Here is a 26,201-nt window from a genome sequence, read left to right on the forward strand (position 1 = left end):
CGCCCGGTGGTATGTGGAAGCGGGCCGTGCCCGTGTACGGCGACCGTCAGACGGTCTCCGGCCGGACGGCGTAGATCTCGTGCAGCTCGGTTCCGGCCAGGCTCGGGTCCTGGCGCGTTCGCGCGTGCAGACCGTGCCTGCCCAGCAACGCGCAGCATTGGGCCAAGCGATCGTCGCGATCGTGCACCTCGGCGACGACGGCGCGGATGCGCGGCCAGTCCGCGTCGGCGATGCCGCGCAGCACATCCAGCTCAGCGCGCTCCACGTCGATCTTGAGCAGGCCGACCTCGGCGTTGCCGCCGTGCTCGTCGAGGATTCGCGAGACGGTGGTGACCTCGACGTCCATCCGCTCCCCCTCGTGCAGCCCGGCGGTGATGAGCGCGATCGCCTCGTCGTTCAGGCCGCTGTTGCGCAGATAGATCTCGGTGGCCCGGTCGTCGGCTTCGCGGTCGGCGTAGAGACCTGAATTCGCCGACGCCCGTGGGTACCAGGTGAACGACGCGTTGCCGGGCGCCGCGCCGACCGCGACCGGCAACGGCACGCCGCCGGGCACGTGCGCGGCGATATTGCGCTGCAGACAGTCGAAGGTCGCCGGGGCGGGCTCGGCGGCGATCACCCGGACGCCGGGGCAGGTGTCGGCGAACATCATCGCGCTCAGCCCGATGTTCGCGCCGATGTCCAGTGCGATGTCCCCTGGCCGCAATAGCGCGGCCGCCAGCCGATAGAAGCCCTCGGTCGACATCTCGCCCCACAACATCCGCGCCTCGGCCGGACTGGTGCAGGCGACCGTCCTGCCGTCTTCGAGCCGGAGTTGCTGGAGTTGTTCGAGAGTCCTCAGCATGCGTTCAAGAACCTTTCGAGGATCGGGCCGATGACGGCCAGAGCGTGCGGGTGGGTCAACTCGAGATGTCGTGCGTCGATGACCGTGTTGTGCAGGTCGCCGGTGACGAACGGCCGCCACGTCCGCGCGGCGGCGTCGTGGTCGGCGCGATCCTTACCCGCGGTGAAGAAGACCAGATCGCCGTCGAAGACCTCCGGCCGGTATTCCTGGGCGATGTCGCTCGCGGTCCGGAAGCTCTCCATCACCCGGCCGACCTGGTCGGCGGTGAACATCCCGGTGGCGGTGACCTGGTCACGGATCACCGCCCAGGCCTGCTCGTGGGTCCGCGCGCTCACCTCGGCGCCGAGATCGAACAGCTCACGCCAGCCACCGAGCAGATCGGCCATCAGTTCGCCGGGCGCGGGCTCGTCCGCGGCGCCGCTCATCGATGCGGCCAGCGACTCGGCGTCGCCGACGGCGCTGTCCATCATGGCCAGCATGCCGACCTGCTGTCCCTCCCGCTGGAGCCGGACCGCGACGGCATGCGCGATCGCACCGCCCAGCGACCACCCCAGCAGGTGATACGGGCCGCTCGGCTGCACCCGGCGGATCTCGGCGACATAGCGTTCGGCGAGTTCGTCGACCGAATGCGCACCGGGTTCGCCCGCCACGACATGGGGATCCTGCAAGCCGTAGACCGGTCGGTCCTTGTGCAGGTGCTCGACCACGCCGCCGTAGAACCACGCCAGCCCGCCCGCGGGGTGCACCGCGAACACCGCAGGCTTCGGGCCGTGGGCGCGCAGTGGCAGCAGCACCTGCAGCCCCGAGCCGCCCGCCGTGCCGTCGGCCCTGGCCGCCAGGGCTCGCGGCGTCGCGTCGTCGAACATCCACGGCAACTGGATGGTCACGCCGCGCCCGCGCAACTCGGTCACCACCATGGTGGCCAGCAGCGAGTTGCCGCCCAGATCGAAGAACCCGTCGGTCGCCCCGACCCGCTGGACGCCGAGGACCTGCGCGTAGACCTCGCCGATCACCTTCTCCGTGTGGGTCCGCGGCGCAACGAACGCGGTCGTCGGCTCCTGGAACTCGGGGTCGGGCAGTGCTTTGCGGTCGAGCTTGCCGTTGACCGTCAGCGGCAGCGCGGGCAGCACCATGATCGTCGCGGGCACCATGTAGCCGGTCAGCACCTGGGCGGCGGTCTCGCGGACCTCGGCCGGGTCGATCCGCTCGCCGTCGACGCCGACGACGTAGCCGATCAACTGATCCACACCCCGCTCGTGCCGGTGCACCGTGACCGCGGCCTGGGTGACGAGCGGGTGCCGCAGCAGCGCCGACTCCACCTCGCCGAGTTCGATGCGGAAGCCGCGCAGCTGCACCTGGGCGTCGGCCCGTCCCGCGTACGCCAACTCCAGTCCGCTCCCGGACTTCCGCCACCGGCCGACGTCCCCGGAGCGGTAGAGCCGGGCGCCGCCGGGCTCGAAGGGATTCGCGACGAATCGGCTCGCGGTCAGCGCCGATGCGCCCAGATACCCGCGCGAGAGCTGGCCACCGGCCACGTAGATCTCTCCGGCGACGCCGATCGGCGCCGGCCGCAGCCGGTCGTCGAGGACGTACACCCGCAACCCGGGCAGCGGCACACCGATCCCCGCCGAGCCCGGCCGGGTCACCTCGGAGAACGTGACGTGCACGGTCGTCTCGGTGATGCCGTACATGTTGATCAGCCGTGGCGTACCCGGCGCGTGCGCGGCGAACCAGTCGTCCAATCGCGACGCGTCCAGCGCTTCACCGCCGAAGACGACATAGCGCAACGCGAGATCGCCTGCGGGGCAGCCGGACTCGCGATAGCGGCGCTCCGCGTCCATGAATCCGTAGAACGCCGACGGCGTCTGGCTCAACACCGTCACTCCCTCGCGCGCCACGACGTCGACGAACGCCTCCGGCGACCGGGAGATGTCGTAGTCGACCACGACGACCTTGCCGCCGGACAGCAGCGCGCCCCAGATCTCCCACACCGCGAAATCGAAAGCGTAGGAATGGAACATCGTCCACACGTCGTCGGGTCCGAGGTCGAATCGCTCGGCCGCGTTGGTGAACAGGGTGACCGCTTCCCGGTGGCCGACCGTCACACCCTTCGGGCGGCCCGTCGATCCCGACGTGTAGATCACGTAGGCGACATTGCCCGGCCGCGCGCCCGATACCACCGCGTCGGAAGCGTCCGCATCGTCGCTCGCGCAGTCCTCGACGAACAGCACCGGCGCGGCGCACTCCGGCACCCCCGCGGACAGTACCGCCGAGGTCAGCACCGCGGCCGGACGAGCGTCGTCGAGCATGAATCGCAATCGCTCCGGCGGATACGCCACATCCAGCGGCAGATATCCCGCACCCGCGCGTACGACGCCGAGCAGGCCAACGATCAGATCCGCCGAGCGCGGCAACGCGACGGCCACAAGGGTTTCCGGACCCACGCCCAGCTTCGCCAGCCGAGCCGCCACCGCGGCGGAGCGCCGATCCAGCTCCGCGTAGGTCAGCCGCGACGCGCCGTCGGTCACCGCGACCGCGTCCTGGCGCGCGGCGGCCTGGGCGGCGAACAGTTCCGCGAGGGTCGTCTCCGGCACCGCGACTCCGGCGCCACCGGCCGCGCCGAGCAGCTCGCGACGCTGCGCCGGACCCACGAGGTCGATGTCGCCGACCGCGACGTCCGGGTTCGCGGTGACCTGCTCCAGGATCCGCACGAAGGCCGCCGCGAACCGGATCATCGTCTCCTCGACGAACAGATCGGTGGCGTAGGTCAGGCGTCCCCGGATACCGTCCGCCTCACCCTCGGCGCCGGACCGTTCGACCAGATTGAGGTTCAGGTCGGCCTGCGCCGGTTCGAAGCCGTTCTCGACCGGCTCGACGGTCAGCCCCGGCAGCCGCAGCGCGGCCTTGCCGGGATTCTGCACATCGAGCGTCACCTGGTACAGCGGCAGGTGGGCCGTTGACCGCGGCGGATTGATCGCCTCCACCACCTGTTCGAACGGCACATCGGCATGCGCGAACGCGGCCAGATCCGTTTCCCGCGTCGCGGCGAGCAGTTCGGTGAACGACCGGCGCGACGACACCCGTGACCGCAGCACCAAGGTGTTGACGAACATGCCGATCAGATCATCGAGTTCGCGCTCCCCTCGGCCTGCCACCGGGGTGCCCACCGCGACATCGCCGACACCGGCCGAGCGCGACAGCAGGACGCTCAGCGCGGCGTGCACGACCATGAACACCGTCGCGTTGGCCGCGCGCGCGACCGCGCCGATGCGCTCCTGCAACGCCGCGGAGATCTCGAAATCCACGGTCCGGCCGCGCATGGACGCCACCGGGGGACGCGGCAGGTCGGTGGGCAGTTCGAGCAGTTCCGGCAGCCCGCTCAGGGTGTCGGTCCAGAAGCGCAGCTGCCGGGACATGACCGAACCTGGGTCGTGCTCGTCACCGAGCACCTCGCGCTGCCACAGCGCGTAGTCCGCGTACTGCACCGCGAGAGCGGGCCAGAACGGTTGCGTGCCTTGCCTGCTCGCCTGGTAGGCCATCGCCACATCCCGCGCCAGCGGCAGCATGGACTGTCCGTCGGCGCAGATGTGGTGCACGGCGATGACCAGAACGTGCTCGTCGTCGCCGAGCCGGAACAGCGCCGTGCGCAGCGGCGGCGCCTGCGTCACGTCGAAGCTCGCCGAGACGGTGGCGAGCACGCGCTCCATCAACCGCTCCGGCTCGACCGGCACGGCGGTCAGACCGGTCGCGACCTCTTCGACGGGGACCACGACCTGATGCGGCGTCCCGTCGGTCATCGGGAACTTGGTCCGCAGCGACTCGTGCCGGTCGATGACCAGCTCGCACGCGCGCCGCAGCGCGTCGATGTCGAGTTCGCCTTTCAGGCGGATCACCAGCGGGATGTTGTACGCGCCCACGGAGGTGTCGAGCTGGTTGAGGAACCACATCCGCTGTTGCGCCAGCGACAGCGGCACCAGCGCCGGACGGCTGCGCGGGACCAGCGGAACCCGGACCGTCCGCTCGGAAGCGTCGAGGCGGGCGGCGAGTTCCGCGACCGCCGGGGCTTCGAACAGGTCGCGAACGCCGACGGCGACGCCGAGCGCGGTGCCCAGCTGGGCGGTCACCCGCGTGGCCGACAACGAGTTGCCGCCGAGGTCGAAGAAGCTGTCGCCCGCCCCGACCCGGTCGATGCCGAGCACGCTGCCGAAGACTTCCGCGACTTGCCGTTCGGTCTCGGTACGCGGAGCGGTCCAGGCCCGCGCCGCAGCGAACCGCGGTGCGGGAAGCGCCAAGCGGTCGAGCTTCCCGGTTCGGGTGAGCGGGAATTCGGCGAGCACCATGCACACGTCGGGCACCATGTGCGCGGGCAGCCGCAGCCGGACGGCTGCCCTGACCTCCTCCGGATCCACATGCTCGGCGCCGACCAGATAGCCGACGAGCCTGCCGACGCCGCGTTCGTCCTCGCGCAGCACGACGACCGCGTGTTCCACATCGGGGTGCGCGGCGAGCGCGGCCTCGATCTCACCGAGTTCGATCCGCTGCCCGCGGATCTTGACCTGGAAGTCGCTGCGACCGAGGTATTCCACGGTGTGCTCCGGCGTCCAGCGGGCCAGGTCGCCGGTGCGGTACATGCGCGACCCCGGCGCGCCGAACGGATCGGCGATGAACGAGCCCGACGTCGCCGCGGGCCGGTTCACGTATCCGCGGGCCAATTGCACACCCGCCAGGTACAACTCACCGACCACGCCCACCGGCACCGGACGCAGCCTGGCATCCAATACGACGGCCTCGACGCCGCTGATCGGACCACCGATCGTGACGGTCTCACCGGGATGCAGCGGGCCGCTGATTCCGGCCAGAATGGTCGTCTCGGTCGGACCGTATCCGTTCAGCAGTCGCCGTCCCGGCGACCACTGCGTGACGATCTCCGGCGTCACGGCCTCGCCACCGGCCATCAGCACCCGCAGGGACTCCAGCCCCTCCGGCGACATCGTCGACAGCACGCTCGGTGTCATGAACGAATGCGACACCCGCTGCTCGCGAATGAATTCCGCCAGTTCGGGGCCGCCGAACACCTCCGGCGGCGGCACCACGAGCACCGCGCCGTTGGCGTGGGCCAGCAGCAACTCGAGGACCACGACGTCGAAACCGGGAGCGGAGGCGTTCAGTACCCGCGAGCGGCTGTCCACGCCGAAACGGTCGCGTTCCACGGCCGCGAAATTGGCCAGCCCCTCATGGGTGACCGCCACGCCCTTCGGCGTCCCGGTCGAGCCCGAGGTGTACAGCACGTACGCGGTGTCGCGGATGTGTGGCGTCCGCGTCCGGTCCGTGTCGGTCACCGCGGCCGGCGACCGCGCCTCGATCGTCTTCCTGGTTTCCGGATCGTCGAGCACCAGTCGCCGGACCGGGCCGGACACCAGTTCTCGCGACGCCAGCACCGTGACCGCCACCCCCACCTGGGAATCGGCGACCATGTGCCCCACGCGTTCGGCGGGGTTGCGCGGGTCGACGGGCAGGAAGGCCGCGCCGGTCTTGGTGACCGCCCACATGCCGACCACCAATTCGACCGATCGGGCCATCGCCAGCGCCACCTGGTCGCCGGGACCGACGCCCCAGTCGATCAACTCGCGCGCGACCCGGTTCGACCAGGCGTCCAACTCGGCGTACGACATCGTCCGCCCGATCGAAACCACCGCTGCCGCCTCCGGTCCCACCGCGGCACCGGCGGACAACAGGTCCGCCAGTAGGCGGGGCGGCGCGGCGGGTCCGCCCGTCGCGGGTACGAGGGCACGGCGTTCGGCCGCGCTCAGCAGGTCGACCGCGTCCAGCCGCGCCTGCGGATCGCGCGTGACGGCGCGCAGCACGGTCGCCATGCGGGCGGCCAGACCGGCGGCCGTCCGGTCGTCGACGCGGGACTGCTGATAGCGGATCCTGACGTGCAGCTCATCGGTCTGGTGAGCCTGCACGGTGATCGGGTAGTGCGCGGCGTCGCTTCCGTCCGCCGCGACCACCCGCATGCCGTCGATGTCCGCGTCACCGAGGCCGCTGCTGTCGACCGGGTAGGACTCGAAGACGACCAGCGTGTCGAACAGCTGGGCAGCGCCGGCGGCCGAGAGGATCCGGGACAGCTCGACGTCGTGATGATCGAGCACGCGGGTGTTGTCGTCCTGCAACCGGCGCAGCGCGTCCTCGATGGTGCACGTCGGCGGGACGTGCACCGCGACCGGGATGGTGTTGATGAACAACCCGATCATCGACTCCACGCCCGGCAGGTCGGCGGGACGTCCCGACACCGTGCTGCCGAACACCACGCGCTCGGCGCCGAGCAGATTCCCCAGGACCACCGCCCAGGCGAACTGGACGATCGTCGCCATGGTCAGCGCCCGCGCCCGGGCGAAGTCCACCAGTTCCGCGGTGACGGCACGATCCAGCACCACCGCCAGGTCGACCGGGATGCCGACCGTCGTGTGCGTCCGCGCGTCGGCGACCACGGTGGGTTCGGTGAAATCGCGCAGGACCTCGCGCCACACCTCGAGCCCGGCCGTCGGCTCGCGCCGATCCAGCCATTCCAGGTAGCCGCGATACGACGCCGCGGCGGGCAACAGGTTCGTCCGCGCGCCGACGGCGTACAGGCCGATCAACTCCCGCCACAGCAATGGCAACGACCAGCCGTCCAGCAGCAGGTGGTGCGCCGTCAGCACCAGCCGGAAGTCCTGCGGCCCGACCACGATGAGCAGGAATCGCAGCAACGGAGGATCGGCGGGATCGAACGGGACCGCTCGCTCCGCCGCGATCAGCTCCTCCGGTGTCGTCGCGTCGCGCAGCTCGACGCGCCGCCAGCGCACGGCCGTGGACGCCGGAATCACCTGCGCCGGAGCACCGTCGGCCGTGCGGACGAAGGCAGCTCGCAGGTTGGGATGGCGCTCGAGCAAGGCCGCGGCGGAGCGCTCGAGCCGATCCTCGTCGATCACACCGGCGAGGGTGAGCGTCGATTGCGCCGTGTAGACGTCCAGGTCACCCGCGGCGAGCTCGGCGTGGAACAGCAGGCCCGCCTGCAGCGGCGCCAGCGACCAGACCTCGCCGAGGGTTCCGTAGCGGCCGGCGAAGGTGTCCAGATCGGATTGGGCGACCGTGACGAGCGGAACGTCGGCGGGTGAGAGTCCCCAGTCCTCGTCGGCGCGGGCCGCCGTGGCGATGGCGGTCACCGCACCGGCCCATTCGGCGGCGAGTTCGGCGACGTCGTCGTGCTCGAGCAGCCGGGACGCGTAGCCGATGTGCGCCGACAGGCGCGGTCCCGCCGCGGTGTCCTCGATGTGCACGTCGATCGTGACGGCCGCTGCCGCGGGCATGTCCGGATCGAAGGCTCCGCGCCGGTCGAACGACTCGTCGGTCGGAATCCACGCCAGCTCCGACAGGGCCGTGAGATCGACGCCGACCCGGCCGAGATTGTTGAAGCTGATCTGCGGCTCCGGCAAGGCCGCGAGCCGGTCGCGGGTGTCCGCGTGGAGGTAGCGCAGCAGGCCGTAGCCGATCCCCTTGTCGGGGATCGCGCGCAGCTGGTCTTTCACGGATTTCACCGCGGCGCGCGGATCGTCCGCGTCGACACCGCTCAGATCCAGCGCCACCGGGTAGGTGTCGGTGAACCAGCCCACCGTGCGGGAGACGTCGGCTCCCTCGGCGATCTGTTCGGCGCGGCCGTGACCCTCCAACAGGACTTTCACACCCGCGTGCGCGACACCGCGCCGGTGACGCCAGCGCGTCGCCGCCACGGCCAGGCCGGCCAGCAACGCGTCGTCGACGGTGCCGTGCGCCGCCTCAGGCACCGCGTCGAGCAATGCCGAAGTGACCTCCACCGGAAGCGACAGCGTCAGATGCCGCACGGTCGAGTGCGTGTCGATGGCGGGATCCAGCGCCGCGCCGCCGAGCAGCGGGTCGGGGGCAGCGCCCATTCGCCGCCACAGTTCGAGCTCCCCGGCGCGGGCCGCGGCGGCGTCGGCCAGCGCGTGCGCCCACCGCCGCATGGACGTGCCCTGCGCGGGCAATTCCACCGCGCGTGCCTGTGTGACCTGCTGCCATGCGGTCGCGAAGTCGGGAATCAGGATGCGCCAGGACACGCCGTCGACCGCCAGGTGATGGATCACGATGAGCGCCCGCGCCTCCGCGTCGAGGCCCGGTTCGGGCAGCAGGCACACGACCTGCACCATCCGGCCCTCGGCCGGGTCGAGCCGGTCCGACGCCTCGGCCAGCGCCGCTTCCACCACCGCGGTGAAACCTTCGCTGCCCGGTGCATTGTGCGCGCCGAAGGTGCGGGTCAGCACCGCGCCCGCGGCATCAGCTGCGGTCGGGGGCGGTACCTGCATGCACTGTTCGCGCAGCCGCGCGCGCAGCATGTCGTGCTGTCGCAGCACGGCCAGCACGGTCGCGGTCACGTCGTCGACTCGCGCGTCGCTCGGCAAGCGCACCAGCATCGACTGCGCGAACCTGGGTGCGGCGCCGAGGCGTTCGGTGAACCAGCGGACGACCGGCGTGAACGGGATCTCGCCCACGCCGCCGCCCGGCAACTCGGCCAGGCCGATCCGTCCGGCGGCCGCGGCGACCCGCGCCAGACCGCGGACGGTCTTCTGCTCGAAGATGTCGCGTGCCGTCACGACGACGCCCGCGGACTTCAACCGGGACGCCAGCTGGATCGACAGGATGGAATCGCCGCCGAGGGAGAAGAACGAGGTGGAGACACCCACCGACGCGACGCCGAGCACATCGGCGAACGCCGCCGCGATCGTGCGTTCCAGATCGGTCGACGCCGCCTCGGCGTCGACCGCGGCGGCGCGGAAGTCGGGCTCCGGCAACGCCTTCCGATCGACCTTGCCGGTCGAGGTGATCGGCATGCGGTCGAGCACGGTGAGCACCGACGGCACCATGTGCGCGGGCAGCACCGAGGCGACGTGTTCGAGCACGGCGTCCGGGTCGGCGGCCGTCGCGGCCTCGGTGACGATGTAGGCGGCCAGCACCGGCTGTCCGCCCGGTCCGGTGCGGCTGACGGTCACCGCGGCGGCCACCGCCGGATGGGTGAGCAACGCGGCGTCGATCTCGCCGAGTTCGATGCGCTGGCCACGGATCTTGATCTGGAAATCGCTGCGGCCGACGTATTCCAGCGTGCGCCGCGCCGTCCAGCGCACGATGTCACCGGTGCGGTACATCCGCGCGCCCGGCCCGCCGTAGGGATTCGCGACGAACGCGCCTGCCGTGACCGCGCGCCGGTTGAGGTATCCGCGCGCCAACTGCGCACCCGCAAGGTACAGCTCCCCGGCGACTCCGACCGGCACCGGACGCAAGCGCGCGTCCAGCACCAAGGCCTCGGCGCCGCGGATCGGGCCGCCGATCGCGATCGGATCACCCGGCCGCACCGGATCGCTCATCGTGATCACGATGGTCGTCTCGGTCGGGCCGTAGATGTTGTGCAGCCGCCGTCCGGGCGACCACGTGGCGATCAGCTCCGCGGGCACCATCTCGCCGCCGACCGCGAGCATCCGCACCGACTCGAGACCGGCGGGCGCCATGGTCGCCAGCACACTCGGCGTCAGGAACGCGTGCGTCACCTCGTGTGTCCGGATCAGTTCGGCCAGCTCCTGGCCGCCGAACACCTCCGGAGGCGAGATGACCAAGGCCGCGTGGGCGGCATGGGCCATCAGCGCTTCCAGCAGCACCGCGTCGAACGCGGGCGCCGCCACCTGCAGTACCCGCGACGTGCCGTCGACCTGATAGCGATCGGTTTGCTCGGCCGCGAAGTTCGCCAATCCGGCATGCGTGACCACGACGCCCTTGGGCGTTCCGGTCGAACCGGAGGTGTAGATCAGGTATGCCGCGTCCTCGATCCGCAGCGCACGTCCGCGCTCCGCGTCCGTCACCGCGTCACCGGAACTCGCCGCGATCCGCTCCGCCGTGCGCGGATCGTCGAGCACCAGCCAGCGCACGGCGTCGGGCAGCTCCGCGCCAGCGGTCGCGACCGTGATCCCGATGTCCACACCGGAATCAGCGATCATGTGCGCGATCCGCTCGGCGGGGTAGCGCAGATCGATCGGGACGAACGTGGCGCCGGTCTTCGCGATCGCCCACATGGCGACGTGATAGCCGACCGACCGGGGCACGGCCAGCGCGACGAATGCCCCGGGCCGGGCGCCCTGGGCGAGCAGATGACGAGCGAGCCGGTTGGCCCTGGCATCCAGCTGTGCGTAGGTAAGGGTTTCGGTGTCCCCGATCAGGGCGACCGCGTCCGGAGCGGCGGCCACGGCCGTGGCCAGCAGATCGGGAAGCAGGCACGGCCGCGTACCCTCGCTGCCTCGTGCGGGCACCAGACGTTCGGTATCGGCGGCGCTCAGCAGACCGATGCCCGCGATGGCTCGCGCCGGATCGGCGGTCACCGCTTCGAGGACGCGAACGAACCTCTCCGCCAGCGCATGCGCGGTCGACTCGACGAAAAGATCGGTGGCGTAGATGATCTCGCCGTCGATTCCGGCGGGCCGGTCACCTTCGCGGCGCTCGGTCACCAGCACGGTGAGGTCGGCCTTGGCCTGCGCGATGCCGGGGTCCATGACCTCGACGCCGATCCCGGGCAGCTCGAACCGGGCCGCCGCGGTGTTCTGCAATCCGAACATCACCTGGAACAGCGGCGAATACGCCGTGGAACGCGGACGCCCGATGACGTCGACGAGTCGTTCGTAGGGCAGGTCGGCGTTGGCGAGCGCTTCCAGGTCGACATCCCGCACCGCGGCGAGAAGTTCCCGGAACGAGCGGTTCTCGTCGACGCGGGTACGCAACACCACGGTGTTGACGAACATGCCGACCAGATCGTCGAGTTCGGGCCTGCCGCGTCCGGCCACCGGAGTGCCGACGGAGATGTCGTCGCTGTGCGCGGTGCGCGCCAGCAGGATCGCCAGCGCCGCGTGCAGCACGACGAACACGGTGACGCCCTCACGGTGGGCCAGCCGCACGATCTCGTCGTGCAGTCGCGCCGGCAGCTCGAAGCGGACGTTGCCGCCGTCGGTGGAGAGGGTGGCAGGCCGCGGCCGGTCCGTCGGCAGGGCGAGCAACTCGGGGGAACCGTCGAGAGCGTCGGTCCAGTAATCGATCTGCCGCGCGATGGGCGAGGCCGGATCGTCCTCGGAGCCGAGCAGTTCCTGCTGCCACAGGGCGTAGTCGGCGTACTGCACCGCAAGCGGTTCCCAGCGCGGCGCGTGGCCGCTCACCCGCGCCCGGTACGCGGCGAACACGTCGCGGGCCAGCGGAGCCATCGACGCCCCGTCGGCCGCGATGTGATGCACCACCACCACCAGCACATGCTCCCGCGGCGCGGTGCAATACAACCGCGCCCGCACGGGCACGGCTTGCGCGATGTCGAATCCCGCCTCGACCGCGGCCCGGATGCGATCGGCCAGCTCCGTTTCACCGGCGACCGGCTCGGCGTCGAACGCCAGGTCCGCGGCGATGCTCGCGACGTCTCGCACGAGCTGGCAGGGTTCGCCGTCGACGAGCGGATACACCGTCCGCAGGGGTTCGTGCCTGGTCACCACGTCGAGGAACGCGGCGCGCAGCGCATCGGCGTCCAGCGGGCCGGTCAGGCGGGCCGCGAAGCAGATGTTGTAGGCCGCCGACTCGGTGTCGAACTGGTTGAGCAACCAGATCCTTCGCTGTGCCGCCGCCAGCGGGACCGCGGCGGGGCGCTGCCGCGCGGTCAGCGCGACCACGGTCGACCGGCTCCGCGCCGCGATCCGCTCGGCCAGTGCGGCGATGGTCGGCGCGTCGAAGACGTCCTTGATGCCGACATCGACACCGATACCCGCCTGCGCCCGCGCCGCGAGCTGCGCGGCCGACAGCGAGTTGACGCCGATCTCGAAGAGGTTCGCGGTCACGCTCACCCGCCGCGCGCCGGTGAGCTCGGCGACCAGGCGCCCCAGCACCGCCTCGGCGTCGGTGCGCGGCGAGACGAACTCGCCCTCGTCGAACACCGGCCGCGGCAGCGCCGACCGGTCGAGCTTGCCGTTGGCGGTGAGCGGCATCGCGTCGAGCACCTGCACGACGTCGGGCACCAGATAGGACGGCAGGGTGCGCGTCAGCTGCTCGCGGACCGTGCGCCCGTCGGTCACCGCGCCCGGCGCCAGCGTCACGTAACCGACGATTCGATCGGTCGTCACGATGGCCACCGCACGCGCCACCTGCTCGACCGCGCGCAACGCGGCTTCGATGTCGCCGGGCTCCACCCGCTGACCGCGCACCTTCACCTGGAAGTCACTGCGCCCCACGTACTCCAGCTCGCCGGTCTTGCGCCACCGCACCAGGTCACCGGTCCGGTAGAGCCGCTCCCCCGCCGCGCCGAACGGGTTCGCGACGAAGGCGCCGCAAGTGAGGCCGGCGCGCGCGTGGTATCCGCGCGCCAATTGCACACCCGCGACGTACAGCTCACCGACGACACCGACCGGCACCGGCCGCAGCCGCGAATCGAGCACGTACACCTTCATCCCGGCGGCGGGCGCTCCGATCGGCACCGCCGCCACGGCCGCCGCGCCCGGCGCGCACCGCTGCGCGGTGACCACCTCCGCCTCCGCGGGGCCGTACCAGTTCACCAGCTCCGCGTGCGGGAAGACGGGCGCGGCGGCGTCGACCGTGCGCTGCGCCAGCGCCTCACCCGCGACGAACACCCGCCGGATCGACGGCAGTTCCGCGACGCCTGCCGATTCCAGCAGGACGTCGAGCATCGAGGGGACGAAGTGCACGGTGGTGATCTCGTGCCGTGCGATGACCTCGGCCAGGTATGCCGGGTCGCGATGTCCGCCCGGTTCGGCGACGACGATGTGCGCGCCGGTCTGCAACGGCCAGAACAATTCCCACACGGCGATGTCGAAGGTGATCGGCGTCTTGTGCAGCACCGCGTCGGACGTTCCGTGCGGCCACTGCCGCTGCGCCCACGCCAGCTGGCTCACGGTGGCGGCATGGGTCAGCGCCACGCCTTTGGGGACGCCGGTGGACCCGGAGGTGAACAGCACGTAGGCCAGATGGTTCGGCCGCAGCGGTGTGCGCCGCTCGGTATCCGTGATCCGGGCGCCGGACAGGCCGCTCACGTCCATCCGGTCGATCCGCTCGTATGCGAATCCGTCTGGCAGGCCGCGCCCGTCGTTCTCGGTCGTGAGCACGAGCAGCGGATCGGCCGCGCCGAGCACGTGCGCGATCCGCGCGCTCGGGTGATCCGGGTCGATGGGCAGGAACGCGGCGCCCGCCTTGACCACCGCGTACAGAGCCGTGACCAGCTCGGCCGACCGGCGGACGGCCACCGCCACGACCGTCTCCGGCCCGGCGCCGCGACCGATCAGCCAGCGGGCCAGCCGGTTGACGCGTGCGTCGAAGTCCCGGTAGGTCGCCGTGCTTCCGTCCGGAAGCCGCAGCGCCGTCGCGTCCGGGGTGCGCGCGACCTGTTCGTCGAAGACGTCGACGAGTGTGCGGCCGGGTGCGGCGGAGCCACCGGTGTCGTTCCACCGCTCCAGCACTCGGGACCGCTCCGCCTCGTCGAGCAACGCGATCTCGCCGACCGTGGCCGCGGCATCGCAGGCCGCGGCATCGAGGATCCGGACGAGCCGGTCGGCGAAGTGGCGCACCGTGTCCTCGTCGAAAAGGTCCGTGGCGTAGGTCAGGCGCAGCGTCATTCCGGTCGGCTCGTTGTGCGTGCCGTGCCCTTCGCTGATCATCAGCAGCAGGTCGTAGATCGCCGCGCTGTCGCCGGGGTCCACGTTCTCCACGGTGAGCCCCGGCAGCTCGACACGAGCACGCGCCATGTTCTGGTAGGCGAGCAGCACCTGGAACAACGGTGTGTGCGCGGTCGATCGCACCGGGTTCAGCGCATCCACCAATTGCTCGAACGGCACGGTGGCGTGGTCGAACGCCTCGATGTCGGTGCGCCGCACCTCATCCAGCAGGTCGGCGAAGGTCTGGTCGAGCGTGACCCGCGACCGCAGCACCAAGGTGTTGACGAACATCCCGACCAGGTGGTCCAGCGACCGGTCGCCCCGGCCCGCGTGCGGCACGCCGATGGTGACGTCGGCGCTGCCGGACAGCCTCGACAGCAGCACCGCCAATGCCGCGTGCACCACCATGAACGTGGTGACGCCGGACCGCCGTGCCAGCGATTCCACCCGGCCCTGCAGTTCACCGGGTATGGCGAGGTGCAGTACCGCGCCGCGCTGCGACTGCTCGACCGGCCGCGGCCGGTCGGTCGGCAACTCCAGCAGCTCGGGTGCGCCCGCGAGGCGGGTTCGCCAGTAGGCGATGTCGCGGGCCACCACCGAGTCCGGGTCGTCCGCGGAACCGAGGACCGCGCGCTGCCACAAGGCGTAATCGGCGAACTGCACCGGCAGCGGCGCCCAGTCCGGCGCGACGCCGCCGGAGCGGGCGCGATACGCCGTCACCAGGTCGGCGGCCAGCGGCGCCACCGAGAAGCCGTCGCAACCGATGTGGTGCGCGGCCAGCGCCAGCGTCCACGCCTCGTCCGACAACTGGTACAGCGCCACGCGCAGCGGCACACCCTTGGCCACGTCGAATCCGGTTCCGCAGAATTCGGCCAGCCGGTGCGGCAGTTCCCGCTCGCCGACCGCCTGCGGGGTGAGATCGACCGTCGCCAGCACGTCCTCGGCGTTCAGCACGACCTGCGTAGGCGTGCCGTCGACCGCCGGATACATGGTGCGCAGGCTCTCGTGCCGCTCGACGACATCGCCGACGGCAGCGGTCAGAGCAGCCGGATCGAGCGCGCCTTCCAGCCGGATCGCCAGCGGCACGACGTATCCGGGCGCCGCGGGGTCGAACTGGTTGAGCAACCACATCCGGGTCTGCGCGTGCGACAGCGGGATGCGGTCCGGCCGCGTCATCCGCGTCGGCGCGGGCAGACTCGGCACCGCGCGCAACCGCGCGATGCGCTCGGCCAGAGCGGACACGGTCGGGGCCTCGAAGATGGCGCGCACCGGAATGGTCACGCCGAGGACGTCCCCGATCCGGCTCAGCGCGCGCGTCGCGACCAGCGAGTTGCCGCCCAACTCGAAGAAGTCGTCGTCCGCGCCGATCTCGGGCCGGTCGAACAGTTCCGCGAAAACCGCGGCGACGGTCTGTTCGACCAGGCCGCGCGGCGCACGGAACTCGGCATCCTGGATGCTCGCGTCCGGCTCGGGCAATGCCCGGTAGTCCACTTTGCCGTTGGCGTTGAGCGGAATCGAGTCGATCCGGGTCACCGACGACGGCACCATGTAAGCGGGCAGCCGGTCCAGCAGCGCACCGCGGACCTGCCGGACGTCCAGCGCGGCGTCCGCTACGACGTAGGCCACCAGACGCTGCTCGCCGCCCTCGGCGCGGACCTGCGCGACGGCCGCGCGCACGTGCTCGTGCGCGATCAGCGCGGCTTCGATGTCGCCGAGTTCGATCCGCAGGCCGCGCACCTTCACCTGCGTGTCGGCTCGGCCGACATAGCGCAGGTTCCCGTCCTCGCCCCAGCGCACGAGGTCACCGGTGCGGTAGAGGCGCGCGCCGTGCGTACTGCCGAACGGATCGGCCACGAACGTCGCCGCCGTCAGATCCCGCCGTTCGTGGTATCCGCGAGCCAACTGCGCCCCGCCCAGGTAGAGCTCGCCGGTGACGCCGACCGGCACGGGATGCAGTCGGGAATCCAGCACGTGTACGGTCACATTCGCCTCGGGGACGCCGATCGGCACGGCCGCGCCTTCGACCGCGTCGATCCGGTGCGCGGTGACACTGACCGCCGCCTCCGTCGGGCCGTACAGGTTGTCGATCCTGGCCTCGCTGAAACCCTGGAAGCGCCGGGCGATCTCGGCGGACAACGCCTCACCGATGCACAGGACGCGCCGCAGAGCCGGGAATTGGTCCGGACTGGCCACATCGAGGAACGCCGCGAGCAGCGACGGCACGAAATCGACTGTGGTCACGCGGTACTCGGCCATCAGCCGGGCGATCTCGCGCGGATCGCCGTGCGCGTCGGGACCCGCGACGACCAAGGCGGCGCCACAGGTGAGAGCGGAGAACAGCTCCCAGACCGAGAGGTCGAAGGTCACCGGGGTGCGCAGCAGCATGACGTCGCCGCCGCCGAGCCGGTAGTGCTCGCGCATCCAGCGCAACTGGTTGACCACCGCGGCGTGCGGAACGGCGACGCCCTTGGGCACACCCGTCGAGCCGGAGGTGTAGATGACGTAGGCCAGATCCTCCGGCCGCAGCGGCCGGGTCCGGTCGGCATCGGTCAGCGGCGAGGCGTCCAAGCGCTCGTCCTCCAGATCGCCGATCGTCCAGACCGGCACGTCGCCGGGCAGGTTCGCCTCGTCGTCCGAACGGGTGAGGATCGCGCGGGCACGCGCGGCGGAGAGCACGGAGCGCACCCGGTCGGCCGGATGGTCCGGATCCAGCGGCAAGTAGGCCGCGCCGGCGGCGTGGACGGCGTACAGCGTGACCAGCAGATCCACCGAGCGGCGCATCGCCACCGCCACGATGGCGTCCGGCCCGACGCCGCGCCCGATCAGCGCGCGGGCCAGCGAATTCACCCGCGCGCCGAATTCCAGGTAGTCCAGCCGGGCGCCGTCGGCGGCGTCGAGCACCGCAGGGTGTTCCGGCGTCGCCGCCACCTGCGCGGCGAACAGGTCCGCGATCGTCGCCGCTGGAGCCTGTGTCCGCACGCCGCTGGAGCGGGCCGCGATCCGCCGCGCCTCCCGCGCGGTCAGCAGATCGACGTCGCCGATGGCGCGGGTCGGGTCACCGACGACGGCGCGCAGCAACAGCAGGTAGCGATCGAACATGGACCGGATCGTCGCCTCGTCGAAAAGATCCGTGGCGTAGCCGAATTCGACGGCCATGTCACCCGGCTCGCCATCCGCGGCCAAGGCGTCGACCAGATTCAGGTGCAGGTCGTATTTCGCCACGCTCGGGTCGGCCATCCGCGCCGACACGGTCAGTCCCTCGAACCGCACCGTCGGGATCTCGATGTTCTGGAACGAGAAGCCCACCTGCGTCAGCGGCGCGTGCGCGGTCGAGCGCGGCGGGTTCAGCACCTCCACCAGACGCTCGAACGGGATGTCGGCGTTCTCGAACGCGGCCAGGTCGGTGGCCCGCACCTGATCCAGGATCCGGACGAAGGACGCGCCTGGCTCGATGTGCGTCCGCAGCACCAGCGTGTTGACGAACATGCCGACCAAGCCGTCCAGCCCGGGCTCGCCGCGGCCGGCGATCGGTGTGCCGACCGCGATGTCCCCGGTGCCGGACAGCCGCGCCAGCAGTGCCGCGTAGGCCGCGTGCATCACCATGAACACCGTCGCGTCGTGGCGGCGGGCCAGCGCGACCACCGCGCGGTGCAGCTCCGCGGGGACGATGGCCGAGACGGTCGCGCCGCGGAAGGACTGCCGCGCAGGCCGTGGACGGTCGGTGGGCAGATCCAGCACCTCGGGCAGGCCGGCGAGGGCCGCCAGCCAATACCGGGTCTGGGCGACGGCCGGGCTGTGCGGATCGTCCTCGCTGCCGAGCGACTTCCATTGCCACAGCGCGTAATCGGCGTACTGCACCGGCAACGGCGCCCACTGCGGCGCCTCGCCCCCGACCCTGGCGCGGTAGGCGGTCATCAGGTCCGCGGCCAGCGGCGCCAGCGAGGACCCGTCGAAGCTGATGTGATGGACGACGAGCACCAGGGCATGGTCGTCGGGCGCGCTGCGCAACAAGGCGACCCGGAACGGCACCTCGCTGGTGACGTCGAAGCCCACGGCGACCTCGGCGGCGACGCGAGCCTCGACCTCGTCGGCCGCGACCGGCACCGGCGTCAGCGCGGGCAGCGCCGTCGGCACCGAGACGATCACCTGATGCGGCCCGCTGTCGCTGTCCGGGTAGACCGTCCGCAGCGCCTCGTGCCGTTCCAGCACATCCGCGATCGCCGCGTGCATGGCGGCCACGTCGAGGTCGCCCGACATCCGCACGACCAGCGGGATGTTGTACACCGCCGAGCCGGTGTCGAATTGATTGAGAAACCACATCCGGGCCTGGGCGGGCGAGAGCGGGATCCGGGCCGGGCGCTCCTGCGGCGCCAGCGGCGTCCTGGTCGCCGCGTCGGCGCTGCGCAGCCGCTCCGCCAGCGCCCCGATGGTCGGCGCCTCGAAGATCGCGCGCAACGGCACCTCCACGCCGAACGCGCCGCTGAGCTGCGCGGCCGCGCGGGTGGCCGACAGCGAGTTGCCGCCGAGATCGAAGAAGCTGTCCAGCACGCCGACGCGTTCGATCCCGAGCACGCCCGCGCAGATGTCGGCCACGATCTGCTCGGTGGCGTTGCGCGGTGCGACGAACTCCACGGCGGGAGCGAATTCCGGTTCCGGCAGGGCGGCGCGGTCGACCTTGCCCACCGACGACAGCGGCAGCCGGTCGAGCACCACGACCGTGTCCGGCACCATGTGCGACGGCAGGCGCTGTGCCGCGTACCTGGTCAGTTCCGCGGTGTCGACGGCCCCGTCGGCAGGCACCACGTAGGCCGCCAACCGCGAGCCGGTCTCGGCCTGCACGCCCACCACGACCGCCGCCGCGACGGTGGGATGCCCGGCGAGCACGGCTTCGATCTCGCCCAGTTCGATGCGCTGGCCGCGAATCTTGACCTGGAAGTCGGTGCGCCCCAGGTACTCCAGGGTGTGATCGGCCGTCCAGCGCGCCAGGTCGCCGGTGCCGTACATGCGGGTGCCCGCCGGGCCGTACGGATTGGCGACGAACGTCGCGGCGGTAGAGGCGGGACGGTTGAGGTACCCGCGCGACAGCTGCACGCCCGAGACGTACAACTGTCCGGTCACCCCGACCGGGACGGGCCGCAACCGGTCGTCGAGTACCACCGCGTCGACGCCGCGGATCGGGCCGCCGATGGTCACCGGTTCGCCGACGCACAGCGGGTCGCTGATCGCCACCATGATCGTGGTCTCGGTGGGGCCGTAGCCGTTGTGCAGCCGTCGCCCCGGCGCCCAGACGGCGACCGTCTCGGCCGACACCGCTTCCCCGCCCGCCACCAGCACCCGCAGCGAATCGAGTCCGGCGGGCGACATCGTCGCCAGCACGCTGGGGGTCACGAACGCGTGCGACACCTCGTGCGCGCGAATCAATTGCGCCAGCTGCGTTCCCGCGAACACTTCCGGCGGCGACACGACCAGCACCGCGCCGTTCGCGTGCGCCATCAGCAGCTCGAGCATCACCGCGTCGAAGCCGGGCGCGGCCACCTGCAGCACGCGTGACCTGCGGTCCACCCGATAGCGCTCGCGCTGCTCGATCGCGAAGTTCGCCAAGCCCTCGTGGGTGACCGCAACGCCCTTCGGCTTGCCGGTCGAGCCCGAGGTGTACACCACGTAGGCCGCGTCGGCCACGCGGCAGGGGCGTACGCGATCCGCGTCGGTCACCGCGGCCGCAGACTGCGTGGCGAGGAACGCCTCGGTGCCCGGGTGGTCGAGGACCAATTGCCGCACATGGCCGGGAAGCAGGGCGCACGACGCCTCGACGGTGAGCGCGATCTCGATGTTCGAGTCCGCGACCATGTGCGCGACCCGCTCGCCGGGATGACGCGGGTCGATCGGCACGAACGCCGCGCCCGCCCGCGCCACCGCCCAGACGCCGACCACGAACTCCACCGACCGCCCCATGGCCAGCGCGACCTGATCACCCGGTCCGACACCCCAGTCGATCAGCACCCGCGCGAGACGATTCGACCAGTCGTCGAGCTCGCCGTAGGTCAGCACCCGGTCCCCCGCCACCACGGCGGGCGCGGTGCGCTCGCCGACCAGCAGCACGTCGGCCAGCACCCGGGGCGGCTCGGCGCGGCCGCCGGAGGCCGGGACCAGTCCCAGACGCTCGACCCCCGACAACAGGTCGACGTCGCCGACCCGCGCGCGTGGGTTCGTGACGAACGCCTCGAGCACCCGATTCAGCCGTTCGGCCAGTTCTTCGATGGTTTCCCGATCGAACAGGTCGGTCGCGTAGTTGACGCGCAGCGGGACATCGCCGCCCGCGGCGGTGTTCTCGGCCACGGTGACGATGAGGTCCACCTTCGCCGGTTCGGCGCCTGGATCGAGCAGCTCGACGGTCAGCTCGGACAGCTCCAAGCTCGCCCGGTCCATGTTCTCGAACGCCAGATACACCTGGCACAGCGGCGCGTACGCCAGCGACCGCTTCGGATGCAGTTCGTCCACGAGCCGCTCGTAGGGCAGGTCGCTGTTGGCGAAGGCGTCCACGTCGATGCCCTTGACGCGGGTCAGGAACTCGGTGAACGACTCATCGGCGGACACCTCGGTGCGCAGCGGCACGGTGTTGACGAACATGCCGATGAGCGGCTCGAGGGCGCGTTCACCGCGACCGGCGACCGGTGTGCCGACGGTGACGTCCGCCGAGCCCGACATCCGCGCCAGCAGCACGGCCAGGGCGGCGTGGACGACCATGAACGTCGTGACGTTGGCCGTGCGCGCCAGCCGCTCGACCCCGGCGAAGGTCTCCGCGGGGATCACGGTGTTCGCGACGTCGCCGCGCATGGAACGGCGGGCCGGACGCGGCCGGTCGGCGGGCAGCTCGAGCACCGGCGGCATTCCCGCCAAACGCTGTGCCCAGTACCGCAATTGGCGGGCAGCGCGGGAATCCGGATCGTCCGGGTCGCCGAGCAGGCTGCGATGCCAGACGCTGTAGTCGGCGTACTGGACGCTCAGCGGCTCCCAGTCCGGGATCTTCTTCTGCGCCCGAGCCTCGTAGGCGATCGCGACATCGGCCGCGAGGGGCCGCAGCGACGAGCCGTCGCAGCAGATGTGGTGCAGCACCACGGCCAGGACATGCCGCGTGCGGTCGGCGGTCGCCAGCAGCGCCACCCGGATCGGGGCGCGTTCGCGCAGATCGGTCCCCACCGACGCCAGGTCGCGAATCCGGTCCTCGATGTCGTCCTGGTCGGTCGGCCGCGGCGTCAGGTCTAGCCCGGCGACGACCTCGTCGGCCGGCAGGATCACCTGTGCCGGTTCGCCGTTCACGGCGGGGTAGACGGTGCGCAACGACTCGTGCCGATCGATCACGTCGGTCAGCGCCGCACGCAGCGCCGCCACGTCGAGACGTCCGGTGAGCTGCACGATCAGCGGGATGTTGTAGGCGGCCGAGGCCGGGTCGGTCTGGTTGACCAGCCACATCCGGTTCTGCGCCGGGGCGAGCGGAATGGGATCGGGCCGGGCCGCCGCCCGCAGCACCGGCCTGCCGGAGCGGTGTCCGTCCTCGATGTGGGCGGCCAGTTCCGCGACGGTCTGCTTGACGAACAGGTCGCGCACGGACACGTCGCACCGGGTCGCCTCCGCGATGCGCACCGCCGCGCTGGTCGCGGTGATCGAGTTGCCGCCGAGTTCGAAGAAGCTGTCGAACACGCCCACCCGGTCGGTGCCGAGCACCTCGGCGAACACGTCCGCGATCGACTCCTCGACGATCGTCCGTGGCGCGACGTACGCCGCGGCCGAATCGAACACCGGCTCGGGCAGCGCCCGGTAGTCCACTTTGCCGTTGACGGTCAGCGGCACCGCGTCGATCACGACGACGCTCGACGGCACCATGTATTCCGGCAGCATCTCGCCGACGTGGGCACGCAGGGCATCCGGCTCGCAAGTGGCGCCGACGGCGGGCACGACGTATCCCACCAGCCGGGCGGCCTCCGTGCCGGGCAGATGCACGACGACGACGGCCGCGGCGACGCTGCCGTGGGCCAGCAGCGCGTTGCGGATCTCGTCGAGCTCGATGCGGAACCCGCGCAACTGCACCTGCTGGTCGGCGCGGCCGCGATACTCCAGCTCGCCCTGATGGTTCCAGCGCGCCACGTCACCGCTGCGGTAGAGGCGCTGCCCCGGAGCGCCGAAGGGATCGGCGACGAAACGCGCCGCGCTCAGCGCGGGCCGGTTGAGGTAGCCGCGCGCCAGCTGCGTTCCCGCGACGTAGATCTCGCCCCACGCTCCGAGCGGGCACGGACGCAGCCGCTCGTCCAGGACATAGGTGCGCAAGCCCGGCAGCGCCGGACCGACCGTGCTCGGCGCGCCCGGAACGGCGATGTCCGGCGTGAGGGCGGTGTAGGTGACGAAGACGGTGGTCTCGGTGATCCCGTAGCTGTTGGCCAGCACCGGCAGGCCGGGGTTGTGCTCGTACCAGTCGGCCAGCCCGGCGGGATCGAGGGCTTCGCCCGAGAGGACGACCAGCCGCAGCGACAACTCACCCTCCGGCTCACCGGCGTGCGCGTACCGCTGCCGTGCCGCGGCGAATTGGTAGAAAGCCGAGGGCGTCTGGCTGAAGACGGTGACCTTCTCCCGCGCCGCGAGGCGCACCACGTCATCCGGAGAACGGGCCGTGAGGCCGTCCACGACGACGATCCGGCCGCCGGTGACCAGCGGGCCGAAGATCTCCCAGACCGAGTAGTCGAAGGCGAAGGAGTGGAACAGCGTCCAGACGTCGCCGGACCGGATCCCGATCTCCGCGCACGAGTTCACCAGGTAGGTGGACACGGCGCGGTGGGTGATCGAGACGCCTTTCGGGCGGCCGGTCGAGCCGGAGGTGTAGATGACATAGGCGAGGTGGTCGGGGCGCAGCAAGCCGGTCCGCTCGGCCTCGGTGATCGGATCGGCGGATTCCCGCGCGGCGAGAACGTCGTCGAACAGCACCACGCGGCCGGGATCGCCAGGCACGTGCTCGCGCATCTCCCGCGTGGTCACCACCGCGATGGGGTTCGCGTCGCCCAGTACGTATTCCAGCCGCTCGGCCGGATGGGCGATGTCCAGCGGAAGGTACCCGGCGCCGGATTTCAGCACGCCGAGCACGGCGACGATCAGGTCGGCGTCGCGGGGCATCGCGATGGCCACCAGCGCTTCCGGCCCGGCGCCGAGCGCGATGAGCCTGCGGGCGAACCGGTTGGACCGTTCGTCGAGTTCGCGGTAGGTCAGGGTGGTGGACTCCGCGGTCACGGCCACCGCGGACGGCGTCGCCGCCGCTTGCCGGGTCAGCAGATCCACCAGTGTGGCCGAGGGGGATTCGCCGTCGCGGCCCGCGAGTTCGGTCACGATGCGCTGTTGTTCGGCGGGGCCGACGAGCTGGATGTCACCGATGCGGGTGTCGAGGGGGACGTCCATCATCCGCTGCAGGAAATCGAGGAATCGGTCGGCGTGCGACTCGAGTTCGTCCTGCCCGTAGAGATTCGGATTGCCGTGCAGCTCGATCAGCAGCGGCGCGTCCGCACCGGAGCGATACAGGTTCAGCTGCAGATCCTCGAGCGCGCCCGAGGTCAGCGCGCGGTAGCGCCCGACGGCCGAGCCGAGGCGGATCTCCGAGTCGAAGAACAGGATGTTCACGATCGGGCCGAACGAGTTCGCCGCCGAGTCGATCGCGGCGGAGTCGCGGCGCAGATCCTCGAACCGGTACAGCTGGTGGCGCATGGCCGAGACGATCTCGGACACCGAGGCCCGCACCAGCTCTCCGACGGTGGTCGAGTGGTGCACGGCGAAGCGGATCGGCACCATGTTCGCCAGCATCGCGGCGGCGTTGCGCAGGCGCTTGGTCACCCGCGCGGTCACCGGAAGCGACAGCGCGACGTCTTCCGTGCCGGTCATCCGGGCGAGGAACGCGGCGAACGCCGCGATCACCACCTGCGCGGCGGAGGCGTTCACTTCGTCGGCGAAGCGGTCGAGCCGGTCGGTGAGATGAGCGGGCAGCTGCAAACCGGCGACGCGATCGATCTTGCTGGAGCGGGCCGTGCGGCCGGACAGGCTGACCGGCTTCGGCAGATCGGAAACCTTGTCCAGCCAATACGCTCTGTCCGCCTCGTATCGCGAGCTGGCGCGATAGGCGTGCTCCGCGGCGACGATGTCGTGCAGGCTCGCCGCGTCCAGTCGCGTCGGCGGCCTGCCCTCCAGCAGGGCGTTGTAGTGCTCGGCCATCCGGGTCAAGCTGTTGAAGGCGCCGTACCCGTCGATCACCAGATGATGCGCGCGGCCGTACCAGAAGTAGTGGTCCTCGCCGACCCGGATGAGCCTGGTCTCGGTGAGCCGGTCGCGGCTGAGATCGACCGCCTTGGTGTTGTAGTCGCGGCGCATCCACTCCATCGCCGCCGCGACCGGATCCTCCGCGTCGCTGAAATCCAGCACCGGCTCGTCGTAGATGATGGTCCGGTCGACGAATTGGTAGGGCCTGCCGTCGGATTCGATCACGCGCACCACGAGCGACTCGGTTTCGTGACCGCCGTCGTTCACCGCCCGGGTGAACGCGTCGTAATCCACCGGCCCCTCGATCTCGACGCAGTGTGCGATGTTGACAGCCGGCGCACCGGGCATGTGGTCCGCGAGCCACATGCCGTATTGCGCACTCGAGAGCGGAATCAGACCCGGCTCGCCGTCGGCGCTTCCGTCTGACTTCAGATGCATCGCATGAACCCCTTATTCCTACCCGGACGCGCGAAGGTATGGCGGAAGCCCGCCGGGCTCTCCGCGTCCGAAATCCGGCTTTCTCTGCACTTCGTCTACTCAGAAGCGGCGCTACCCCTGCCGTACGCCGCGCCGTTCAGGTTTCGCGTGTAGCACGATCGGCCGGTTCCCGGTATCCGAATCGGACACCCCGACCTCTGCGGCGGCTCCCACACCTCCCGTTTGTCGGCATTTCCAGTCGTCTCAAAATCTGAAAACAGAACTTTTGAATCTGCGGTGGAGCATCGACACTCTGGTGGGACAAGCTATCTGACAGCAGCCTGGCTCAGTCTAGTCGTATCAAACCTGTGGACCCCGCACGGAAGCCGGGTGTTTCCGAATCCCGATTCGAGCAATGCAGACCCATGGCACACCTCGCACGGCACCACGGACCTTACGCCCCATCCCCCGAGAAGAGCCTGGTTCCGAGGGACGAAGCCAACGAAGGACACCTGCGATCGGGCATCGTACATGCCGGGTCAGGGCCGCAAACAAGCCGGGACGGCCAAGACCGCCGAGGTGGCCGAGAGTGGACAGCAAATCCTCACCGCCCACGCCTCCACTCGGTTGCCCAATTACCGATCCGTACATCAGCAATAAACCGGCAATCTGCCATTGATGCCAAACGATGCCACTATTACCAATCATCACCGAGCGCCGCCACTTTTATCCGATCCCGGATTCCATCACGCCGGAAATCAGTCACACCGGATTACTCTCCTGCAATACATATTTCCGTTCGGCAGTGCACTCATATCGGCCCCGCCGATCGCCTTTCGCGGTATCGCCCGCCTCGAAGAGGGCTTCCGGAGCAGGGCGGGTCGCAGCGGCAGTTCCGCGTCCGCGACGATTTCCACGCGCCTGCG

General features: G+C 70.7%; 2 protein-coding genes. Both read right to left on the reverse strand.

Going from position 1 to position 26,201, the window contains the following annotated elements:
• Positions 1 to 46: 46 nt before the first annotated feature.
• Positions 47 to 841 (reverse strand): FkbM family methyltransferase, encoded by a 795-nt coding sequence (locus ACWDMM_RS19980; protein WP_357205566.1) that lies wholly within the window; start codon positions 839 to 841, stop codon positions 47 to 49.
• Complete coding sequence (locus tag ACWDMM_RS19985) at positions 835 to 25,296, reverse strand: non-ribosomal peptide synthase/polyketide synthase (protein ID WP_449938803.1); 24,462 nt, start codon at positions 25,294 to 25,296, stop codon at positions 835 to 837. The genes ACWDMM_RS19980 and ACWDMM_RS19985 overlap by 7 nt, the downstream gene beginning before the upstream one ends.
• Positions 25,297 to 26,201: the final 905 nt, after the last annotated feature.

This window comes from Nocardia sp. NPDC003726, from assembly GCF_053586955.1.

Coding starts and splice junctions, on each gene's coding strand:
- ACWDMM_RS19980 (WP_357205566.1), bottom strand. CDS start 841: ATGCTGAGGACTCTCGAACAACTCCAGCAACTCCGGCTCGAAGACGGC.
- ACWDMM_RS19985 (WP_449938803.1), bottom strand. CDS start 25,296: ATGCATCTGAAGTCAGACGGAAGCGCCGACGGCGAGCCGGGTCTGATT.